Origin of the sequence: Aeromonas sp. QDB62, from assembly GCF_027705695.1 — a bacterium.
GTDB lineage: Bacteria > Pseudomonadota > Gammaproteobacteria > Enterobacterales > Aeromonadaceae > Aeromonas > Aeromonas allosaccharophila.
This window is the reverse complement of sequence record NZ_JAPDCD010000010.1, coordinates 46,956-66,695: the sequence shown is the minus strand read 5'-3', so window position 1 is coordinate 66,695 and position 19,740 is coordinate 46,956. Positions and strand designations below refer to the sequence as shown.

Annotated in this window: 17 protein-coding genes and 1 pseudogene; 5 read left to right on the top strand and 13 right to left on the bottom strand. The window is 57.8% G+C overall.

Going from position 1 to position 19,740, the window contains the following annotated elements; all coding sequences use genetic code 11:
• Position 1: 1 nt before the first annotated feature.
• The gene (gene asd, locus OKC27_RS06980) at positions 2-1,114 is read left to right on the top strand and encodes an aspartate-semialdehyde dehydrogenase (protein ID WP_005345266.1); all 1,113 of its coding nucleotides are present in this window, start codon (positions 2-4) and stop codon (positions 1,112-1,114) included.
• A 113-nt stretch (positions 1,115-1,227) separates the two neighbouring features.
• Here asd and fdhD read toward each other — a convergent pair whose 3' ends face one another.
• The 6 genes from fdhD to OKC27_RS06950 all read right to left on the bottom strand — a co-directional run bounded on the left by fdhD (position 1,228) and on the right by OKC27_RS06950 (position 8,495).
• On the bottom strand, positions 1,228-2,079 hold the full coding sequence (fdhD, locus tag OKC27_RS06975) for a formate dehydrogenase accessory sulfurtransferase FdhD (RefSeq protein ID WP_270806042.1): 852 nt from the start codon (positions 2,077-2,079) through the stop codon (positions 1,228-1,230).
• On the bottom strand, positions 2,076-4,208 hold the full coding sequence (locus OKC27_RS06970; protein WP_270806041.1) for a sigma 54-interacting transcriptional regulator: 2,133 nt from the start codon (positions 4,206-4,208) through the stop codon (positions 2,076-2,078). Before OKC27_RS06970 ends, fdhD begins: the two co-directional genes overlap by 4 nt.
• A gap of 469 nt (positions 4,209-4,677) precedes the next feature.
• Positions 4,678-5,100: a hypothetical protein gene (locus OKC27_RS06965; RefSeq protein WP_270806040.1), complete on the bottom strand. Its 423-nt coding sequence runs from the start codon at positions 5,098-5,100 to the stop codon at positions 4,678-4,680.
• Positions 5,101-5,115: 15 nt separating this feature from the next.
• Positions 5,116-5,532 carry a hypothetical protein gene (locus tag OKC27_RS06960; protein WP_270806039.1) on the bottom strand — a complete coding sequence of 139 codons (417 nt, stop codon included), beginning with the start codon at positions 5,530-5,532 and terminating at the stop codon, positions 5,116-5,118.
• 81 nt (positions 5,533-5,613) lie between these two features.
• On the bottom strand, positions 5,614-7,758 hold the full coding sequence (fdhF, locus tag OKC27_RS06955) for a formate dehydrogenase subunit alpha (protein WP_270806038.1): 2,145 nt from the start codon (positions 7,756-7,758) through the stop codon (positions 5,614-5,616).
• Positions 7,759-7,880: 122 nt separating this feature from the next.
• Complete coding sequence (locus OKC27_RS06950; RefSeq protein WP_270806037.1) at positions 7,881-8,495, bottom strand: 4Fe-4S binding protein; 615 nt, start codon at positions 8,493-8,495, stop codon at positions 7,881-7,883.
• Between the two features lie 687 nt (positions 8,496-9,182).
• Between OKC27_RS06950 and OKC27_RS06945 the strand changes: the two genes are divergently transcribed.
• The 3 genes from OKC27_RS06945 (at position 9,183) to kup (ending at position 12,942) form a co-directional block, all read left to right on the top strand.
• A complete protein-coding gene (locus OKC27_RS06945) occupies positions 9,183-9,935 on the top strand; it encodes a hypothetical protein (RefSeq protein ID WP_270806036.1) in 753 nt (250 codons plus the stop codon).
• Between the two features lie 137 nt (positions 9,936-10,072).
• Positions 10,073-10,495 (top strand): GNAT family N-acetyltransferase, encoded by a 423-nt coding sequence (locus tag OKC27_RS06940; RefSeq protein ID WP_270806035.1) that lies wholly within the window; start codon positions 10,073-10,075, stop codon positions 10,493-10,495.
• A 578-nt stretch (positions 10,496-11,073) separates the two neighbouring features.
• Positions 11,074-12,942 carry a low affinity potassium transporter Kup gene (gene kup / locus OKC27_RS06935; protein ID WP_270806034.1) on the top strand — a complete coding sequence of 623 codons (1,869 nt, stop codon included), beginning with the start codon at positions 11,074-11,076 and terminating at the stop codon, positions 12,940-12,942.
• Between the two features lie 149 nt (positions 12,943-13,091).
• Here kup and OKC27_RS06930 read toward each other — a convergent pair.
• Positions 13,092-13,339, bottom strand: a pseudogene (locus tag OKC27_RS06930) (IS4 family transposase); the annotation flags it as partial.
• A 165-nt stretch (positions 13,340-13,504) separates the two neighbouring features.
• The gene (gene nfo / locus OKC27_RS06925) at positions 13,505-14,347 is read right to left on the bottom strand and encodes a deoxyribonuclease IV (RefSeq protein ID WP_270806033.1); all 843 of its coding nucleotides are present in this window, start codon (positions 14,345-14,347) and stop codon (positions 13,505-13,507) included.
• A 154-nt stretch (positions 14,348-14,501) separates the two neighbouring features.
• On the opposite strand from nfo, the gene OKC27_RS06920 reads away from it, so the two are divergent.
• The gene (locus OKC27_RS06920; protein ID WP_270806032.1) at positions 14,502-14,780 is read left to right on the top strand and encodes a hypothetical protein; all 279 of its coding nucleotides are present in this window, start codon (positions 14,502-14,504) and stop codon (positions 14,778-14,780) included.
• A gap of 177 nt (positions 14,781-14,957) precedes the next feature.
• Here OKC27_RS06920 and OKC27_RS06915 read toward each other — a convergent pair whose 3' ends face one another.
• From OKC27_RS06915 to OKC27_RS06895, 5 genes are all read right to left on the bottom strand, one after another.
• A complete protein-coding gene (locus OKC27_RS06915) occupies positions 14,958-15,182 on the bottom strand; it encodes a DUF3955 domain-containing protein (RefSeq protein WP_232099229.1) in 225 nt (74 codons plus the stop codon).
• 291 nt (positions 15,183-15,473) lie between these two features.
• A complete protein-coding gene (locus tag OKC27_RS06910) occupies positions 15,474-15,803 on the bottom strand; it encodes a YbaB/EbfC family nucleoid-associated protein (protein WP_033113565.1) in 330 nt (109 codons plus the stop codon).
• Between the two features lie 114 nt (positions 15,804-15,917).
• Positions 15,918-18,488, bottom strand: coding sequence for a DNA polymerase III subunit gamma/tau (gene dnaX, locus OKC27_RS06905; protein ID WP_182970949.1), 2,571 nt, complete (start codon positions 18,486-18,488; stop codon positions 15,918-15,920).
• A 172-nt stretch (positions 18,489-18,660) separates the two neighbouring features.
• Positions 18,661-19,206, bottom strand: a complete 546-nt coding sequence (gene apt / locus OKC27_RS06900; protein WP_042058966.1) for an adenine phosphoribosyltransferase — start codon at positions 19,204-19,206, stop codon at positions 18,661-18,663.
• Positions 19,207-19,340: 134 nt separating this feature from the next.
• Positions 19,341-19,718 carry a YbaN family protein gene (locus OKC27_RS06895; protein WP_182970948.1) on the bottom strand — a complete coding sequence of 126 codons (378 nt, stop codon included), beginning with the start codon at positions 19,716-19,718 and terminating at the stop codon, positions 19,341-19,343.
• Between the last annotated feature and the right edge of the window lie 22 nt (positions 19,719-19,740).

Sequence of the window (19,740 nt, the reverse complement as noted above, 5' to 3'; positions counted from 1 at the left end):
TATGAAAAAAGTAGGTTTGGTCGGTTGGCGTGGCATGGTGGGATCGGTTCTGATGAGCCGGATGCAGGAAGAGCAGGATTTCGCCCATATTCAACCCACATTCTTCACCACCTCCCAGGCCGGTGAGGCCGCACCCAACTTCGGCGTCGATGCCGGTACTCTGCAGGACGCCTTCGATATCGAGGCGCTGGCCAAGCAGGATATCATCATCACCGCCCAAGGCGGCGACTACACCAAGGATGTCTATCCCCGCCTGAAAGCCGCGGGCTGGCAGGGTTACTGGATTGACGCCGCCTCCTCCCTGCGGATGGAGAAAGACGCCGTCATCATTCTGGATCCAGTCAACGGCGATGTGATTGAGCAGGCCCTGAATGATGGCATCAAGACCTTCGTCGGCGGCAACTGCACCGTCAGCCTGATGCTGCTGGCCCTCGGTGGCCTGTTCAAGGCGGATCTGGTGGAGTGGGTCAGCGTGGCCACCTATCAGGCGGCCTCCGGTGGCGGTGCCCGCCATATGCGCGAGCTGGTTACCCAGATGGGGATGCTGCGTGACGAAGTGGCGGTCGAGCTGGCCGACCCTGCCTCCGCCATTCTCGATATCGAGCGCAAGATCACCGAGAAGACCCGCTCCGGCACCCTGCCGGTGGACAACTTCGGCGTACCGCTGGCTGGCGGCCTTATCCCCTGGATCGACACCAAGCTCGACAACGGCCAGAGCCGCGAAGAGTGGAAGGGTCAGGCCGAGACCAACAAGATTTTGGGTATCGAGAACGCCGTCATTCCGGTGGATGGTCTGTGCGTGCGGATCGGTGCCCTGCGCTGCCACAGCCAGGCCTTTACCATCAAGCTGAAAAAGGATGTGCCGCTGGCGGAGATCGAAGCGCTGCTGGCTGCCCACAACGACTGGGTGAAAGTGATCCCCAACGATCGCGACATCACCGCCCGCGAGCTGACCCCGGCGGCCGTCACCGGCACCCTCAGCATTCCGGTTGGCCGTCTGCGCAAGCTCAATATGGGCCCTGAGTATCTGGCCGCCTTTACCGTGGGTGACCAGCTGCTGTGGGGCGCCGCCGAGCCGCTGCGCCGCATGCTGCGTATCCTGCTGGCGCGCTAATCCGCTACAGAGGCAGAAACAACAAGGGCGGGGAGTCACACTCCCCGCCCTTTTTCATTGCCAATTTTCTTGATCCGTTTAGCGGGTTTGCGACCTTGCACTCACGTTTGTGCTCACTTAAGCAGGATACGCTGGCACCCGCTGTAGATCTCGGCCCGCCCGGGGCGGCAAAAACCCACCAGGGTGAGCCCGGTCTGCTCGGCCCGCTCGACCGCAAGCTCGGTGGCAGCCGAGATGGCGAGCAAGATCTCCACCCCGGCGCTGGCGCACTTTTGCACCATCTCGAAACTGGCGCGGCTGGTCACCAGAATGGCACCGTCACGGCGGCCAGCGCGGCACAGATGACCCACCAGCTTGTCCAGCGCGATATGGCGCCCCACATCCTCGCGGATGGCGAGAATGTTTCCCGCACCATCCAGATGCACCGCCGCATGGGTGGCGCCGGTGCGCTGGCCCAATAGCTGGAGCGGGCGCAGCGCGCTCAATACCTTGTCGATATGGCCCACCGCCAGACGCTGGCTGTCGGGCAATTTTGGCTGGGTGCGGATCACCTGATCCAGACTCTCGCTGCCGCAGATGCCGCAACCGGTGCGCCCCGCCATGGTGCGCCGCTTCTCTTTGAGGCGATGAACGCAGCGATTGGCCAGGGTGATATGCAGCTCAATCCCCTGACAGCCGTCAGTCTGCTCGATGTCGTGGATATCGAGCAGGCTGTCGATGATCCCCTCGGAGAGCGAAAACCCGATGGCGAAATCCTCGAGATCGGAGGCCGAGCACATCATCACGCTGTGGGCGATGCCGTTGTAGACCAGCGCCACCGGCGTCTCGGAGGGGAGCGCCATTTCGCTGTCACAGGTCAGTGTATCGGCGCGGTAGTGCACCACCTCGCGATGGATGGCGCAGCGTGCCAGTTCGTTCTGTTCGCTAAGCTCGCCCCGCGCCTCAAGCTCTATGGCCTCTCTCATGGTGCGACCCCATCGATGATCTCGGGATCTCTGGCCGAAATGCCGAGCCGCTTCATTTTGGAGAGCAAGGTGGTGCGCTTCATGCCGAGGCGGTTGGCTGCCCCCCGCTCGCCAGCGACGATGCCGTTGCAGTCACGCAGGGCAGCGATGATCGCCTCACGCTCATCAATCGGCCCCTCCTCGGCAAAGAGCGGCGAAGCGGGCTCGTCATAAACCAGGGTCTCAATCTTGTGGTAACCCTTGAGCGGCATCAGCTCGTCCGGCGAGAGGTTGAGCACATGGCCGCGGGTCATCACCACGGCGCGCTCGATGACGTTCTCCAGCTCGCGGATATTGCCGTACCATGGGAGTGACACCAGCATTTTCATGGCATCGGCGGGGATCGAGGTGATGGTGCGGCGCATCCGCTTGGCAATCTTCTTGATGAAGAAGTTGACCAGCAGCGGAATATCCTCGCGCCGCTCGCGCAGCGGCGGCAGCTCGATGGGAAAGACATTGAGGCGGTAGTAGAGATCGCTTCGAAAGCGCTTGTTCTTGACCATGGAGAGCAGGTCACAGTTGGTGGCGGCCACCAGCCGCACATCCACTGCGATGGGGTTGCTGTTGCCGACCCGCTCCAGCTCGTGCTCCTGCAATACCCGCAAGAGTTTGGGCTGCAGATCCAGCGGCATGTCCCCCACTTCGTCGAGGAACAGGGTGCCCTTGTGGGCCCGCTCGAAACGGCCGATACGCTGAGTCAGGGCGCCGGTAAAGGCCCCCTTCTCGTGGCCGAACAGATCGCTCTCGATAAGGCCGGTCGGGATGGCGGCGCAGTTCACCTTCACCATCTCGTGGTCGTGGCGGGCACTCAGGGCATGAATGGCCTGGGCGATCAGCTCCTTGCCTGTGCCAGTCTCGCCGAGGATCAGCACGGTGCTGTCGCTCTCGGCCACCAGCCGCACCTTCTCCAGCACGCTCTCCATCACCGCGCTCTGGTAGATGATATGGGGGAACTCCCCCTGCATCTGCGGCTCGTTGATGCGAATGGTCTTCTCTTTGGCACCATTGGTGTTGGTGATCTCCTGCTGCGCCTGCACATTGTTCATGGCAATCGCCGTGCGCGCCGCCACCTGCTCCAGCAAGGAGATATCGATATCGGCAAAGAAGTCGGCATGGGGGTGTGAGAGGATCAACACCCCCAGCAGGTTGCCCCGATAGCGCAGCGGCAAAACGCAGGAGCTGTCGGCTTCGGGCGGCAGGATCTGGGAGGTAAAGCGGCAGCGATTGCTGCAGCCGTTACCGTGCTCGCGATAGACAAAAAACGGCTCGCTGTGACCGAGCGCCCCCTGCAGGCACTTCTTCTCGAAACAGGAGTGATCGATGATGCCCGGCTGATCGCTCTGGTGCTGATTGACCAGATAGCTCTTGAAGCTGTCGGAGGTGGCGTTGTACTCGGCCAGACACAAGCTGCTGATACCGAAGTGATGGTGCAGGATGGCAAACAGACTCTTGGGCAGCTCGGCGATGCGCACTAATTTAATCACCGCATTGGTCACATCCACCAGAATTTTGCAGCTGTCGCGCTCAAGGCGCAGGGAGTTGGCCTGCTCCAGGGTACGCTCCTTGTCGAGCACGTTCTCCAGCGCTATGGCGATGATGGCCGCCAGCTGGGTCAGCTTGGCCAGGGTCTCCATGGTGAAGCTGTCGAGCTGGGTGTTGATAAACTCGACGCCGCCCAGGTGGCTGCGAGCGGTGGTGATGGGGAGCTGGCAGTAGGAGCGCAGCCCCGCGTAGATCCCTTCGCGCTCCAGAGCCGGGCAGCGATTCTCAAAGCGGGCGGCAGCGAGAATGATGGCCTGTTCCGGGGTTTCCTTGGTGGGACGGGGGGAGACATGCAGCTCTGCCTTGGGGCAGACCAGATGCTTTGGGCCGATCGCGCCCATGAAATAGACGATGGCCTCCTCGTCCGCTCCCATGTTGAGGATCAGGTTGACCCGGGTCACGCCGCCGAAACAGGCATCGATCTTGTTGAGTTTTTTTATAAAGTCGTCGAGGGTGACTGCCGACAGCAGGGTTTTGGACAGAGAAAGAAAACCGTCGTCCCAGATGGGGGAGATTTCGTCCAGAGGAATGGCACTCACATTTAGCATTCTGGCCTCACGTTACCGCTATGCAGGCAAGACATCAGCAAAGACGGGGAGCTCCGTCAGATGTCACAATAAAAAAACGTAGTCCATTAACGTTTAATCATAAAAATCAATACTCATTAAATGGTATCGCACTGAGCGTTGGATCATAAGGTAGCCCTATTTTCAATACAACCATGGGGGCACACACGGGACTCATTACTCCAGGCCGATCCCTGCCACACCTATATTCGCCGATCCACTCAGCGCCGATCCGTTATCGCCAGTGGGCTGTCGTTTTTCAGCACCCTGTTGCCATGAGTTGTCTTGTGCTCGCACAAAACCAACCCGCTGATATTCCGACATGCATGCGCCACCCTTCGTCCGAATGCGGGTATTGAGTCTCCCACACCCGATGACAGCGCCTCTGGCTAACGAGATCCCGTGTCATCCCTGCAACGGGGGGCATATCGGCATCATCGCGTTGATGTGGTCAGCGGCACTCATTGGCGATGAGCGGTTGCCCCTCGACAAGGCCGGGCTGCCAGACGGCATCAAGCATCAATTTGAGTAGCAGTTCGGGCGGATTATCGAGAAACCGGCCCGTTTCCTGCGGCAAACGGCCATCGGCCCGATACACCTGGCTGGCCTGAACCTGCCCGGTTTCATCGACGATCTGGATGATGCCGTTGAGTTCTCCCCGCTCACCTGGCTGGCAAGAGAGTCTGAGCTCGCGCGTCTCCCCCAACAGAGTGAACGCCCGGCACAGTGGCGGAGTATCCTCGTAATCGGGCCAGCTGAAGAACTTGTATTGCTTGGCGAGGGTGCCCGCCCGCTGGCAAAACTGGTCAAACAGCAGGGCGATGCCCTGATACTCCAGATCCAGCAGCTGCGCTTGCTCTTCAATACGTTTCATATATTTGACTCCTTACTACCGATTTGTTCGAAAAGTGATATTTCCAATATTGCCCGGATGGAGCTTGAGTCCACCGAAAATAAAGCCCGCCGATAGCAACTGAAACGCCACCAATAACCAACTGATATTTTGTGATATGTCTTCCGACACTGCCTGATGCGTCAGATAAACCACCAGAGCAAAAAGGCCCAGCAGCAGGGTATTCACCAGCGTGGTGGAGAGGAAGGCCACGAGCCAGGCCAACTGCACGCTCAGGGCCGCCAGCACGGCGCCCATGGCGATGCGCGCGGCGATAAAACAGCCGAAGAAACCAAAGCCCAGCAGAAATATCAATTCGTCGTACCAGAGGTAACACCCCATCCCCAACAACATTGCCAACAAATAGGCGGAAACATAAAAAATCCCGAACGAGATAGTTAATTCACGGCTCATGGTGGACACCTGCCAGCTGAAAAAAGGATGAGGGGATCCGGGCCCTGTAAACAGAGCCTGGATCCACTTTATTAACGACGATTACCCTTTGGCGGCGCTGCGCAATTTCGCCTTGAGCGCGCTGTATTCAGTCTGGACGTACACTTCCGCCTCAGCCTGACCTTCAATACGCTCAATCTTCACCGCACAGTACTTGTACTCGGGGGTGTAGGAGACCGGATCAAGGTGCTCGATGGTCAGCTCATTACAGGCCCCGATCCACCACTGGTAGGTCATGTAGACCACACCGGCGTTGACCCGCTCGTTGTAGTTGGCGCGAGTGATCACCTTGCCGCGTCGTGACGAGATCCACACCAGCGCCTGATCCTTCACCCCGAGCTTTTGCGCATCACTCGGGTGGATCTGCACATAGCCCGGCTCATCGGCCAGGGTTTGCAGCGCCGAGCAGTTGCCGGTCATGGAGCGGCAGGAGTAGTGCCCCACCTCGCGCACGGTGGAGAGCACCAGCGGATACTCTGCACAAGGCTGCTCCAGCGGCGCCCGCCACTCGGAGGCAATCAGCTGACCCTTGCCGCTCGGGGTGGTGAACACGTTCCCCTCGAACAGGGTGCTGGTGCCCGGGTGATCCTCGGTCGGACAGGGCCACTGCACGCTCTTGAGATCGGCCATCTTGTCGTAGCTGACCCCGGTATAGAGCGGGCAGAGGGCGCGCATCTCGTCCCAGATCTGTTGGGTGTCGCGATACTCCATGGGATACCCCATGGAGGTCGCCATCAGCGAGAAGATCGCCCAGTCCGGTTTCACGTTCTCAGGGGGAGTGACCGCCTTGTAGAAGCGCTGGAAGCCGCGATCCGCCGAGCTGTAAACCCCCTCGTGCTCACCCCAACTGGTGGCGGGCAGGATCACATCCGCCATCTCGGCGGTCTGGGTCATGAAGATATCCTGCACGATCACCAGATCCATCCCCGCCAGGGTGCGGCGGAACTGGGCCAGATCGGCCTCGGTTTGCGCCGGATCTTCACCGAAGATGTAGAAGGCCTTGCACTTGCCCTCCTCCACCTTGTGGCCAAGCTCCGTCAACCGGTAGCCGGGTTTCTGGGAAAGAGACGGCACACCCCACGCCTTGGCGAACTTGGCGCTGATGACGGGATCGCTGACCGACTGATAACCCGGGAACTGGTGCGGCAGCATCCCCATGTCGCAGGTGCCCTGCACGTTGTTCTGACCGCGCACCGGCCCGCAGCCAGTGCCACGGCGACCGAAGTTGCCGGTCAGCAGCGCCAGACCCGCCAGCCCCTTGACCACATCCACCGCCTGACCGTACTGGGTCACCCCCATGCCCCACAGGATCATGGACGCAGGCGACGCGGCATAGGTGCGAATGGCGGCGCGGATATCCGCAGCCTTGAGGCCAGTGATCCCCTCGACATATTCCGGGGTGTATTTGGCGACCGTCGCCTTGAAAGTGTCGAACCCTTCGGTGTAGTTGGCGACGAACTCTTTGTTGTAGAGCCCTTCACTGATCAACACGTTGGCGAAGGCGTTAACCAGCGCCATGTTGGAACCGTTTTTGAGCGGCAGCCACTGATCGGCGATGCGGGCGGTCTCCACCATACGGGGATCACACACAATCACCTTGGCCCCGTTTGCCTTCGCCTTGAGGATATGGCGGGCGACGATGGGGTGAGAGTCAGCAGCGTTGTAACCAAACACCAGCAGGCACTTGGTCTCTTGAATTTCGGGAATGGCGTTGCTCATGGCGCCGTTGCCTACAGTTGTCTCCAGACCGGAGACTGAGGGTGCGTGTCACACCCTCGCGCAGTGGTCGACGTTGTTCGTCCCCAGCACCGCACGGGCAAATTTCTGCATCACATAGTTGGCTTCGTTACCGGGGCCACGGGCCGAGCCGGTGGTCATGATGGCGTCGGCACCGTATTTCGCCTTGATGGCAGCCAGACGGCTGCTGGCAAAGTCGATCGCCTCATCCCAGGAGACAGACTCGAGCTTGCCACCGCGCTCGCGGCGGATCATCGGGCTCTTGAGACGGGGGGTCAGCAGGTTGGTGTCGTTCAGGAAATCCCAACCGTAATAGCCCTTGAGGCAGAGCTGCCCCTCGTTGGTCCGGCCGTTGGCGCCTTCGGCCCCCACCACCTTGTCGTTTTCAACCAGCAGGTTGATTTTGCAACCGGTGCCGCAATAGGGGCAGACGGTAATGACTTTTTTCATGACTCACACTCTTGTTTGTTAACGGTAAAAGGCGGTTAACGCTAAAAGGCCTTTAACAAGAAACGGCTGAGAGACGGCGCCCAGAGCCAGCAAGGGCCAAATGCGCACGCCACTCTGATGCCTCAACCCTGTGCCAACACCGGCTGGCGCTGGCAAACCGCCATCGCCTCGGCACTGGCCAGCTGCTTCTGACGATTCAGTTCGCCAAGGGATTCCGGCGTCACCAAGCGCAGCGCCTGGGTCGGACACACCTCGACACAGGCCGGGCCCGCCTCACGGTGACGGCAGAGATCGCACTTCAAGGCTTGCGCCTTGGTCTGCGGGCGCTTGAACAGCGAGTCAGCCGCAGGGGCCACCTCTTTCACCACCACCGCCATGGCGCCGTAAGGACAGGCCACCACGCAGGATTTGCAGCCGATGCAGCGCGCCTGCAACACCTTGACGCAACCATCCTCACTGACGATGGCATTGTTAGGGCAGGCCATGGCGCACGGCTTGTCTTCACACTGGCGACAGAGCACCGGCGTAGTCACCTTGCTGCCGACGATCACCTTCAGGCGCGGCTGGAAATAGCTGTCCTTGGAGACCAGATGTCCATCCTCGATGGCAAGATGCAGGCCGCCCTCCCGCTCAAGGGTCCCGCTGCAAGACCCTGACTGGTGTGAAATGGCGCAGGCCACCTCACAGGTACGACACCCAATACAGAGACTGGGATCTGCAATCACGAAGCTGTTCATAGAGAGGGATCCTAAATGGTTCGTTACTGCCGCACTGGCATCGCCCGACGTGGCCAAGTGCCAACCCCGAGGGGCGCACACTCGCACAGCGACGACGCAGCCGGCTCACCCACAAAGCATTTATCAGACCAAAAACGGAAGTGAGCGAAATAAAATTCGCAAGCAACTGAAAGTAAAGGGGTAAACAGAATTAGGAAGTGAAATTTTCGGACTGGTGACGATGACGACCAACCCGCAGAACTGCGATCGACACGACAAAAGTGACGAGCTCGACACCGGCTGACCAACCCCTGCCCCACCCGCGTGACGGAGCCGTTCAGAGGAGTTTGCTGCCAGGAACGGCCGCCCTAAACCGGGCAAGCGGAGGGACAACATCTGGGGAGAAAATCCATACCAAGGGCCAAAAATGGGCTGCGCAGCATGCAAAGCCGCTTGCGGCGGTAGCCAAGTTGTTTGGTTTTGTTATCGAGCTGGCAAGCCATCATCAAGTCAAACCGAACAAAAAATGAGCCACTTATTGACTAATTTGTTGAGCAAGAGCCGGTTTTAGGCCCCTGCCCCTTCAGTTTTCTATCCCTCCGGTTAATATGTGCCACTTGGCAACAAGCTCCGTTGGGGTCGTTCTCATAGAGTTTGAAATTCAAACCACACAGCACAAGACCAGCCCGGTCAACTTTGGATTTAAAAATGCATAAGTTTAATCTAATAGAAAATGCCAATGATTCATTGGAACATGCGATTAAACACATGGGGCCTATTGATCAAAATAGCATCGGTGACTGGAAAAGAATAATTGTTGATTTTTCTCATGTCGTAGAGCTGTTATTTAAGGAAAAACTACGACAAATCCATCCTGCCTTTGTTTTTGATAACATAGATAAATATCCATCTAATGATGCGTTTACTGTAGGTGCTGAAAAGGCTTTTAAGAGGCTTAAGAGTATTGGAGGCATAAATTTTTCCAAAGAAGATGAAAGTGCCATCAATACAGCAAGGAATAAGCGTAATGAAATAGAGCATTACGAATTCTCTATCTCTGAAAATGAAGCAAAAGCATTAGTCGGTCAGGTGTTATCTTTTATTTTTAAGTTTTCTGAAGAGCACCTTTCTCTTGACTGGAAAACTACCCACCTAAAAAATAAAAGTTGGTACGTTCTATTTCAATACACTGAGTTTTATTACCAGTTATTACAAAAAGCAAACAACAAAATAGAAACTGAAGACCTATATTCTATCAAATGTACATCTTGCCATAATGATACTTTCAGTGTCGATTACGAAAAATGTTTGGTGTGTGGTCATGAAGAACAAGTTTTAGATTGCAAATGGTGCCATGAACCTTATGTTTTCTCCTCATGTCAATTTGGAGAGGAAGCTGAGCTTTGCCCGTGCTGTGAATATAAAGATGGCTATGCTAGCGAAAATTATGAAAAATATTAATATGTATTGGGCATAATTCGAACCGTAGGGTGAAATAAACGCAGCGCATTGTACCTCTGCTCTTACGCATTAAATTAGTGGTGCAATTCACTTCGTTCATTGCACCCTACGATTACATTTTAATGGAGTCAGATTTGATGAATATTCAAATCCATAATGAATATCAAGATGAAATATTCAATTTGCTTGTTGATAACCTTAGACAATTTAACTTTCATAAAATGGGTGAGGAACGCTCCCAACCTTTAATTGTTGCCATTCATGATGATAATGACGAAGTTGTCGGTGGCATTGCCGGACGTACTATTTATCATCAACTGTTGATCGAAGTGCTTTGGGTACACAAGGACAAGAGAGGACAGGGGCTTGGCATTCAATTAATGGAGATTGCTGAACGCGAGGCACAAAAACGGGGATGTATTGCAGCTCAAGTCGATACCCTCTCATTTCAGGCACCCAAATTTTATGAAAAAATGGGATTTAAAATAGTCGGTAAAGTGAGCGGCGTTAAAGACAGTCCTGATCGCTACTTTTTATTGAAACACTATCATGGAGAGTAATCATGACCGTAGGGTGCAATAAGCGCAGCGCATTGCACCTCTGCTCTTATGCGTTTATGCGTTTATGCGTTTATGCGTTTATGCGTTTATGCGTTTATGCGTTTAATTAGTGGTGCAATTCACTTCGTTCATTGCACCCTACCTTTCCCTTTAGCAAATAAAGACTCCATTGCTACCCAACGCCCTCCCCTTTGCCATCCTGCCAGCAATTAATTAGCATTATTTTATAGTCTGTTTATCACCCGCCTCGATAAAAATAGCGGCCCAACATATCCGCAAACAAAACAAATCGTCACCTGCATTATCAAGGCCTATTTCAATCGCCGGATAATTAACTCCCTTACTCAAATTGAACTTTTGATTATTTATAACTGAGCATAGTCCCGCAGAGTGTGTGTCATTATAAGCTTAATGACAGATGAACAGACTGTGTTCCATGACAAGCAGATCACTATTCCGTTAGCGCCCTTTCCCATCGCAATCCATTAATTCTCTCCCGATTAAATATCACGATTTTCCTGATAGGAAGGGCATGTGCGTTGGCAAACGTGTAAACATCAAACTGACAAGATGAACTCATGAACTGTGATAAACAACAAGCCACTCCCGGCGTCATGCTGGCGGCGATTGGCGTAGTCTATGGCGATATCGGCACCAGCCCGCTCTATACCTTGCGCGAGTGCCTGTCAGGTCAATTCGGGTTCGGCGTCGAGCCGGCCTCCATTCTCGGTTTTCTCTCGCTGATCTTCTGGCTGCTGGTATTGGTGGTATCGGTCAAGTACCTCTCCTTTGTGATGCGGGCAGATAACGCCGGTGAGGGTGGCATTCTCACCCTGATGTCGCTGGCGACCCGCAACGCCTCCACCCGCTGGACGCCGCTGCTGATCATCCTCGGCTTGATTGGCGGCAGCTTCTTCTATGGCGAGGTGGTGATCACCCCGGCGATGTCGGTGATGTCGGCCATCGAGGGTCTGAGCCTGATGACGCCGACACTGGACCCTTATATCGTGCCGCTCTCGGTGCTGGTGCTGACCCTGCTGTTTGCCATCCAGAAACATGGCACCGCCATGGTGGGCAAGCTGTTTGCCCCCATCATGCTGATCTGGTTTATGACGCTGGCGGTGCTGGGGCTGCGCGGCATCATCCACAACCCCGAGGTGCTGGGGGCGCTCAACCCCGTCTGGGCGGTGCGCTTCTTTGTCCAGTACCAGACCACCTCCTTCTTTGCCCTCGGCGCCGTGGTGCTGGCCATCACAGGGGTGGAGGCGCTCTACGCGGATATGGGCCACTTCGGCAAAAATCCAATTCGCCTCGCCTGGTTTATCGTGGTGTTGCCGTCGCTTGTGCTCAACTACTTCGGCCAGGGGGCGCTGCTGCTGGCCCATCCCGAGGCCATCACCAACCCCTTCTTCCTGCTTGCACCGAAATGGGCGCTGCTGCCGCTGCTGCTCTTGGCGACCCTGGCGACGGTGATCGCCTCGCAGGCCGTGATCTCCGGGGTCTTCTCGCTCACCCGGCAGGCGGTGCGGCTCGGTTATCTCTCACCCATCCGCATCGTGCACACCTCCGAGCAGGAGTCCGGCCAGATCTATATTCCGGTCATCAACTGGATGCTCTATATCTCGGTGGTGATCGTCATCATGAGCTTCGAGCACTCCAGCAATCTGGCGGCGGCGTACGGTATCGCCGTCACCGGCACCATGGTGCTCACCTCCATCCTCTCCTGCTCGGTAGCCAAGAACAGCTGGTACTGGAACAAGTATCTGGTGGCTATCCTGTTTTCCGCGCTGCTCTGTATCGACGTGCCGCTCTTTGCCGCCAACCTCGCCAAGATCTTCTCCGGTGGCTGGCTGCCGCTCACTCTGGGCGCGGTGATGTTCACCGTGATGACCAGCTGGAAGAGCGAGCGTTTCCAGCTTATTCGCCGCCTGAACGAGCACGGCAACTCCCTTGAGCCGATGATCGCCTCGCTGGAAAAGTCCCCGCCGACCCGGGTGGCGGGCACTGCGGTCTATATGTCGCGGGTGGTCAATGTGATCCCCCATGCGCTCCTGCACAATCTCAAGCACAACAAGGTGCTGCACGAGCGGATCATCCTGCTCACCCTGCGGGTGGAGGATGTGCCTTACGTCCACAATGTGCGCCGGGTCTGCATCGAGCAGCTCTCCCCCACCTTCTGGCGGGTGGTGGCGAGCTATGGCTGGCGCGAGACTCCGAACGTGGAGGAGATCTTCCACCGCTGCAACGCCGAGGGGCTGAGCTGCCGGATGATGGAGACCTCGTTCTTTATGGCCCACGAGTCGCTCATCATGAAAGACCGCCCCTGGTATCTCTATCTGCGCGGCAAGCTCTTTATGCTGCTGCAGCGCAACGCCCTGCGCGCCCCGGATCAATTCGAGATCCCGCCCAACCGGGTCATCGAGCTGGGATCCCAGGTGGATATCTGATAGCGTGTTGATGGCGTCTCAATCACATACAAAACGTCAGCAAATAGAGAGGGAGGCATTGGCCTCCCTCTCTTATTTCCGTTAACCCAGTTACCGGCCCCCTCATCCCCAGCCCTTCTCCCGCGAGGGGAGAAGGGAGTAAACCAGTGCAGCTGATTGTGAAACGGTTTGTAGGAAACCTGATGCGCGTTCACCAGTTGCAAGGCATTGAAATGACGGTGTAAACCGGCGATGTCATTGACCTGGTCGCCCCCATGGCCCGCAACAGTGCAGGGACGAGCATGGCAGGGGTAATGGCGCGCTGACGCAGACAAAACTTGCAGAGTCGAGCAATGCGCTCGAGTACGACGGGAGCCAGGAGTTGCTCCAGATAGTGATTAGCATTAATAATGGTCATAGGCTTCGCGCGTGTTGATTTTGTTTGGCGATAAAATCAGATCACAAACGAAGCCTTTTTTATATCTATTTCAATTGGTTGCCGCTAAAGATCCGGTACATGAAGCCATAATATGGATTCTGGGGCAACAGTTGTTTTGGTTTTACTATCATAGCTCGCTGACTATCACTTTGCCAGACTGCGCAACCAGCTGATCTCCTCGCCCCAGATGGACTCGTCGATGGTCTCGAGGATCAGCGGAATGCGATCGAAACGATCATCATTCATGATGTGGTGGAACACCGCCTCCCCCAGATTGCCCTCCCGCAGGCTGTGGTGGCGATCGACCCGGCTGCCAAAGGTGCACTTGGCGCCGTTGATATGCATCCCCTTGAGATAGTGAAAACCCACCGTGCGGTCGAACTCGGCAAAGACGGCAGCGCAGCTCTCGGCGGTGCGCAGATCGTAGCCGGCGGCAAAGGCGTGGCAGGTATCGAAACAGATCCCGACCCGGCTCTTGTCCTCCACCCCCTCGATGATGGTGGCGAGCTGCTCGAACGACCAGCCGAGGTTGGTCCCCTGCCCGGCGGTATTCTCGATCACCGCCGTCACCCCCTCACTGCGCTCCAGCGCCCAGTTGATCGACTCGCTCACCAGCTTGAGGCTGGCCGCCTCTGGGATCTGCTTGAGATGGCTGCCGGGGTGGAAGTTCAGATAACAGAGCCCCAGCTGCTCGCAGCGCTTCATCTCGTCGAGAAACGCATCGCGGGATTTGGCCAGACCATCGGGATCCGGGTGGCCAAGATTGATGAGATAGCTGTCGTGGGGCAGGATCTGCTGTGGCAGAAAACCGGCCTTGTCACAGGCCGCCTTGAAGGCGCGGATGGTGGCCTCCGACAAGGGGGCCGCCTGCCACTGACGCTGATTCTTGGTAAAGAGGGCAAACGCGTTGGCCCCGATGGCCTGGGCGCGGGCGATGGTATTCTCCACCCCGCCGGCCGCACTGACGTGGGCTCCGATATATTTCATACAATCTCCTCAATACGGCAAGCCGCCATTATGCCGATCCCGCCCAATCCCGCCAAACCGGAATAGTCGATAAGCCTGATCGTTTTTGCGGGCTAAAAAGGATTCGTTCAGGTTCTGGCTGTATAATATTCACTCCATGACCGAGGAGCTTGCGATGACCCTGCCGATGATTGACAACACCAAAGAACCCTTGCTGAAATTTGCCTCCATGCCCCCCCATCGCCAGTGGGCGACGGCGTCAGCGGCAGGGATTGCCCAATTCCTCGAAAATCAGGGCAAAACCGTGCATGCGCCCCGCTTCAAGGCCGAGCCGGACACCCGGCTGGCGGACGAGATCCGGGGGGATGATTTGCTGCCCTATCTCGCCAATGCCGTGACGCACTACTTCAGCACCCCGATGTCGATTGAAGAGCTGTTTCTGCACGCCAAATAAGCGAAAGCCACCCCTTTTACAACGCATCTGGCTGTTACCCGGCCAGACCCCATACCGATGAGATCACCGAGCACACCTTTGCTCATCTCGATGTACGGTTACCTCCCTCCTGCGCAGTGGTAGTCCGCGGGATGCCTGGATCAGGCATCCCGCTGCCTCGTCCACCATCCCAAGGCGTTATGTGCGGCCGTGATGGCGCAGCCACGCTCCCTTGACTGCCCCAGCCAGCAGCAACAAGATCGCCACACCGAGCAGCAACAAACCGATGGGGATCAAGCCGAAGGGTTCATGCAAGGTGCCATCTTCACCGACGGTAGAACCAATCAGTTCAAAAGCCACCAGACAGCACACGCCCATGGCCGCCAGCACGGCGCCGGTACGCATCATGATTGTCATGATCATCAAGCACTCCTTTTCATCTTGAACGAGCCACCCATTCTCCATCCCGATGTGAAGGGAGGGTGAAGTGAACGAGGCTTTTCGATTAAGGACGGGCGACCAGATGCGATCGACATAAGACGGTGCTGGGCGGCGGGTGAGCAATAGCTGGCAAGGGCTTGAGCGGCGCCCACAAAAAAACGCAGCCTATCGCCTGGGCGATAACGGCTGCGTCTTTGGGTCTCTCGGCCGTCCCCCTTGCCGTGGCCCGAATGGCCAGCGACAAGGGAGCAAGAATGCGCGGGGAGAGTCGCTTTAGAAGGGCATTTTAAAACCTGGCGGCAGTTGCATGCCACCGGTCAGTTCGCCCATCTTGGTCTTGTTCTGCTCTTCCACACGACGCACGGCATCGTTGCACGCGGCGGCGACCAGATCTTCCAGCAGCTCCTTGTCATCTTCCATCAGGGAGGGATCGATCTCGATGCGACGGACGCTGTGGCTGCCGGTCATGGTGACCTTGACCATGCCAGCACCGGCTTCACCGGTCACTTCCATCTGAGCCAGCTGCTCTTGCGCTTTCTGCATACGCTCTTGCATCTGTTGGGCCTGTTTCATCAGGTTCCCCATTCCACCTTTACCAAACATATGTCGTCTCTCGTCTTGAAATCCGGCATCCAGCGCCGGGCTGTGGGCTTGTCTGTCCTAGATGGGGACAGCCAAACTGCTTTTCAACCGGAAGCGAGCTCCCGGCCACGGAATTTAGCGGTTGAGGGGCTCGATGCTCTCGTGATGAAGCACGGCACCAAACCGCTGAACTAAAAACTGCACGTTGGGATCCTGTTCCAGATCCCGGGTCACCTGCTCACGCACCCCGAGATAAAGGCGGTGCTCGATCTCGAGGGGGGTCTCCTTGTCGGGCACCACGCCGAGCGTCACCTCAACCTGCACCGGTTGTCCTAACGCTGGCCCAATGATCTCAGCCAGATCGGCACGCGCCTTGTCACTCACCAGATGGCGCTGCTCGGGCTTGAGGGTCAGCAGTACCTTATCCCCCTCCCGCGTCATCACTGAGTTGATGGCCAGCTGACGCAGCCGTCCGCCCACCTGAGTGTGGGCAATCAGCTCGGCCCAAGGGTCGCCACAACCATTGAGCAGTGACGAAGGGATAAGGCGGGTCGCCTCTCCCTCTTGCGGCTCCTCATCGCTCTCGAGCTCATCCCAGTCGATGGTCTCCATCACCGGCTGGGCAGGCTCATCCTGAACCACAGGGGCAGCAGCCACCGCCCCAGTCGCAACGGGAGCGACCGGCTGGGTCGCTGGGGCTGGCATTACCACAGGCGCCGTGGCGCCAGGCCGATAGCTCGGCTGCCCGTCGAGATCCCAAGGGGGCAGATCGGTTGAATGGGCCGGAGCCGTGACCGGGGCGTGGCTCATCACCGCTGCCTGCTCGGCAAAGCCCTGATTGAGGTACTCTTCGTATTCCCCGTTGTCACCCTGCGGCTCGTAACCGTCGCCATAGAGATCCACTGGCGGTAGATCATCATAGTAACCCATCGCCGCCATCCCCTGCCCGGCCGGTTGGCTGACAGAGACTGGCTGTTGCGAGACAACCGGTGCAACGGCAGGAACGACAGGGCGAGCTGGCGCAACCGGCACTGCGCGCGGCGCGGGCGCCGCCGGGGCATCCTGACCCCGCTGGCGGCTACGCAGCATGTTTCGCTTGCCAAGCAGGCTCTGCATGCTCGATACCGCTGATACCGGTTCAACAGCGGCAACAGGCGTTGCTGTCGGTTCGAGCGCGGGCTCGAAGGCGGCGGTCAGCGACTCGCCACGGGAATAGTCCGTATCGGCTGCGGCATGCTCGCCATCATCCGCAGGCTGTGCGGCTGAGTGCGCAAGTACATCGTGCTGTACATTTGGCAAAGCGGGCTCGGGTTGATACCCCATGCCCGCCGCTTCGCGCAGCAGCTCATCCTGCTGGCTGAACAGTTCGGCGGCTTGCGCCTCCTCCTCGCTGTCGGCGGGGTTGCCGGTGTCATCCACCATCGCAGGCAGGGAGGCATCAACCGCAGGTACAGCACTGTTGGCAACAGGGCTGGCTAGCGGAACAGGCACGGCGCCGCTGATCGGTGCCAGTGCGGCCGATTCAGCGGCCGGGCGCTTTCCCGGCAAAGAGGCAACCGGCGTGGCACTACTCGTCATTGACGGGGGCAGCGCAGTGAGGCTGGCCGGATGCAGGGCATCGCGCCTTGGCGAGAAGGCGAGCATCCGCAGGCAGGTCATCTCCAGTGCGGTGCGGCCATCGGGGGCCCAGGGCAGATCTTTACGACCACCCAGCACAATCTGGTAGCAGAGCTGCACCTCTTCCGGGCTCATCGCCTTGGCCAGTTGCAGCAGGGAATCGGCATCTGCCCCCTGCTCCTGCACACTGGCAGGCAGCAGCTGCGCCATGGCGATGCGATGGAGCAATCCCTCCAGCTCGGCGTGGAGCTGATCAAAATCGGGGCCCAGGGTGGCGATCTCGGTGATCTTGGCCATGGTCGCGGGGGCATCTTGCCGCAAAATGGCTTCCAGCAGCTGGTGCAGATGACGGTGATCGAGCGTCCCCAGCATCGCCAGCACGCTCTCGAGGCGCACGCTGCCATTGCCGTGGGCCAGCGCCTGATCGGTGAGGCTCAAGGCATCGCGCATACTACCGTCGGCGGCTTTGGCCAGTGCCAGCAGGGCGCGCGGCTCGAAGGGCTGCCCCTCCTGATCCAGCACCCATTCGAGCTGCTTGGCGATCTGGGTCTGATCCAGACTCTTCAGATGAAACTGCAGGCAGCGCGAGAGAATGGTAATGGGGAGCTTCTGCGGATCCGTGGTGGCCAGCAGAAATTTCACATAGGGGGGCGGCTCTTCCAGGGTTTTCAGCAGCGCGTTGAAGCTGTGACGCGACAACATGTGCACTTCGTCGATGAGGTAGACCTTGAAGCGGCCACGGGCCGGACGATACTGCACGTTGTCGAGCAGCTCGCGGGTATCTTCCACCTTGGTGCGGGAGGCCGCGTCAATCTCCAGCAGGTCGACAAAGTTGCCCTGATCGATCTCGCGGCAGGTATCGCAGACACCGCACGGGTGACTGCTGATCCCCTGCTCGCAGTTGAGGCTCTTGGCCAGAATACGGGCGATGGTGGTCTTGCCGACCCCACGGGTACCGCTCAGCAGATAGGCGTGATGCAGCCGTCCCTGATCCAGGGCGTTGGTCAAGGCGGTCAGCACATGTTGCTGGCCTACCACTTGTTCAAACGTATGGGGGCGCCATTTACGCGCCAGAACCTGATAGCTCATAAATCCATCATGCAGGGAAGACAAGGCATTGAGGCCGGATGCTAACACAAATGGCGGGTTGGCTGTATCGGCTATCGGTCAGAGCGGGAGGGATCGCTTGATTTTCAAACCGATGCCCGCAAGGGCATCGGTTACATGCTGGCCCGATGCAGAGGATCGGGCCGAAGAGGCATTACTCGCCGGCCAGTTCGACCAGTGAGAGCACCTTGATGCCAGCGGCAGTCAGGCGGGCATCGCCACCCAGAGACGGCAGGGAGATGATGAAGGCCGCATCGGCCACTTCACCACCGGCGCGGCGGATCAGCTTGACGGTCGCATCGACGGTACCGCCGGTCGCCAGCAGATCGTCCACTACCAGCACCTTGTCACCGGGCACGATGGCATCGGTGTGCAGTTGCAGGGTATCGGTGCCGTATTCGAGGGCATAGGACTCCTCGATCACGTCGCGCGGCAGCTTGCCCGGCTTGCGGACCGGCACGAAGCCCAGCCCCATGGCGAAGGCAACCGGTGCACCGAAAATGAAGCCACGGGCTTCGGTACCAACAATCTTGGTGATCCCTTGATCACGATAATGATTGGCCAGCAGATCGATGGTGGCCTTGAAGGCTTCGGCGTTCTCGATCAGGCTGGTGATGTCACGAAACAGAATGCCCGGCTTCGGATAGTCGGGAATGGTCTTGATGCTTGCTTCGATAAATTTCAGGGTTTCCGGATTCATGTGTTGACCGCTTATTTTTTTGACCCAGGGGTGGCCATTTTTTCTCAATTCCCTTCTGCGGGAAATAAAAAAGCCTGTCACGCAAAAATGACAGGCCGACTCCATAGCATTATTGCTGCAATAGCTTAGGGACTTCACTTCGCCATTGCAACTGGCTCCAGCACCGGCAGGCGCATTAACCAGGTGAGCAGGATCACCATTATGACAACCAGCAGCCCCTTGACCCACAGCAGTGGCACCACCGCCAGCGATACCGAAAAGGTGAGCAAAATGAAGATAATGGCGCGCCGTCTGGCCTGACGACGAATGCCGCGATACTGCTGCCAATCCACGATGGGCGGGCCAAACCAGGGATGGATCAGCAGCCAACGATGAAAACGGGGCGACGAGCGGGCAAACAGGGCCGCAGCCAGCAACATGAAGGGGGTAGTTGGCAGCAACGGCAGCACAATGCCCACGATACCGGTGGCAAATGCCAGCCACCCGAGCGCCATCAGACACCAACGCTTCATTCCCTCTCCTCCCCCTGATTTA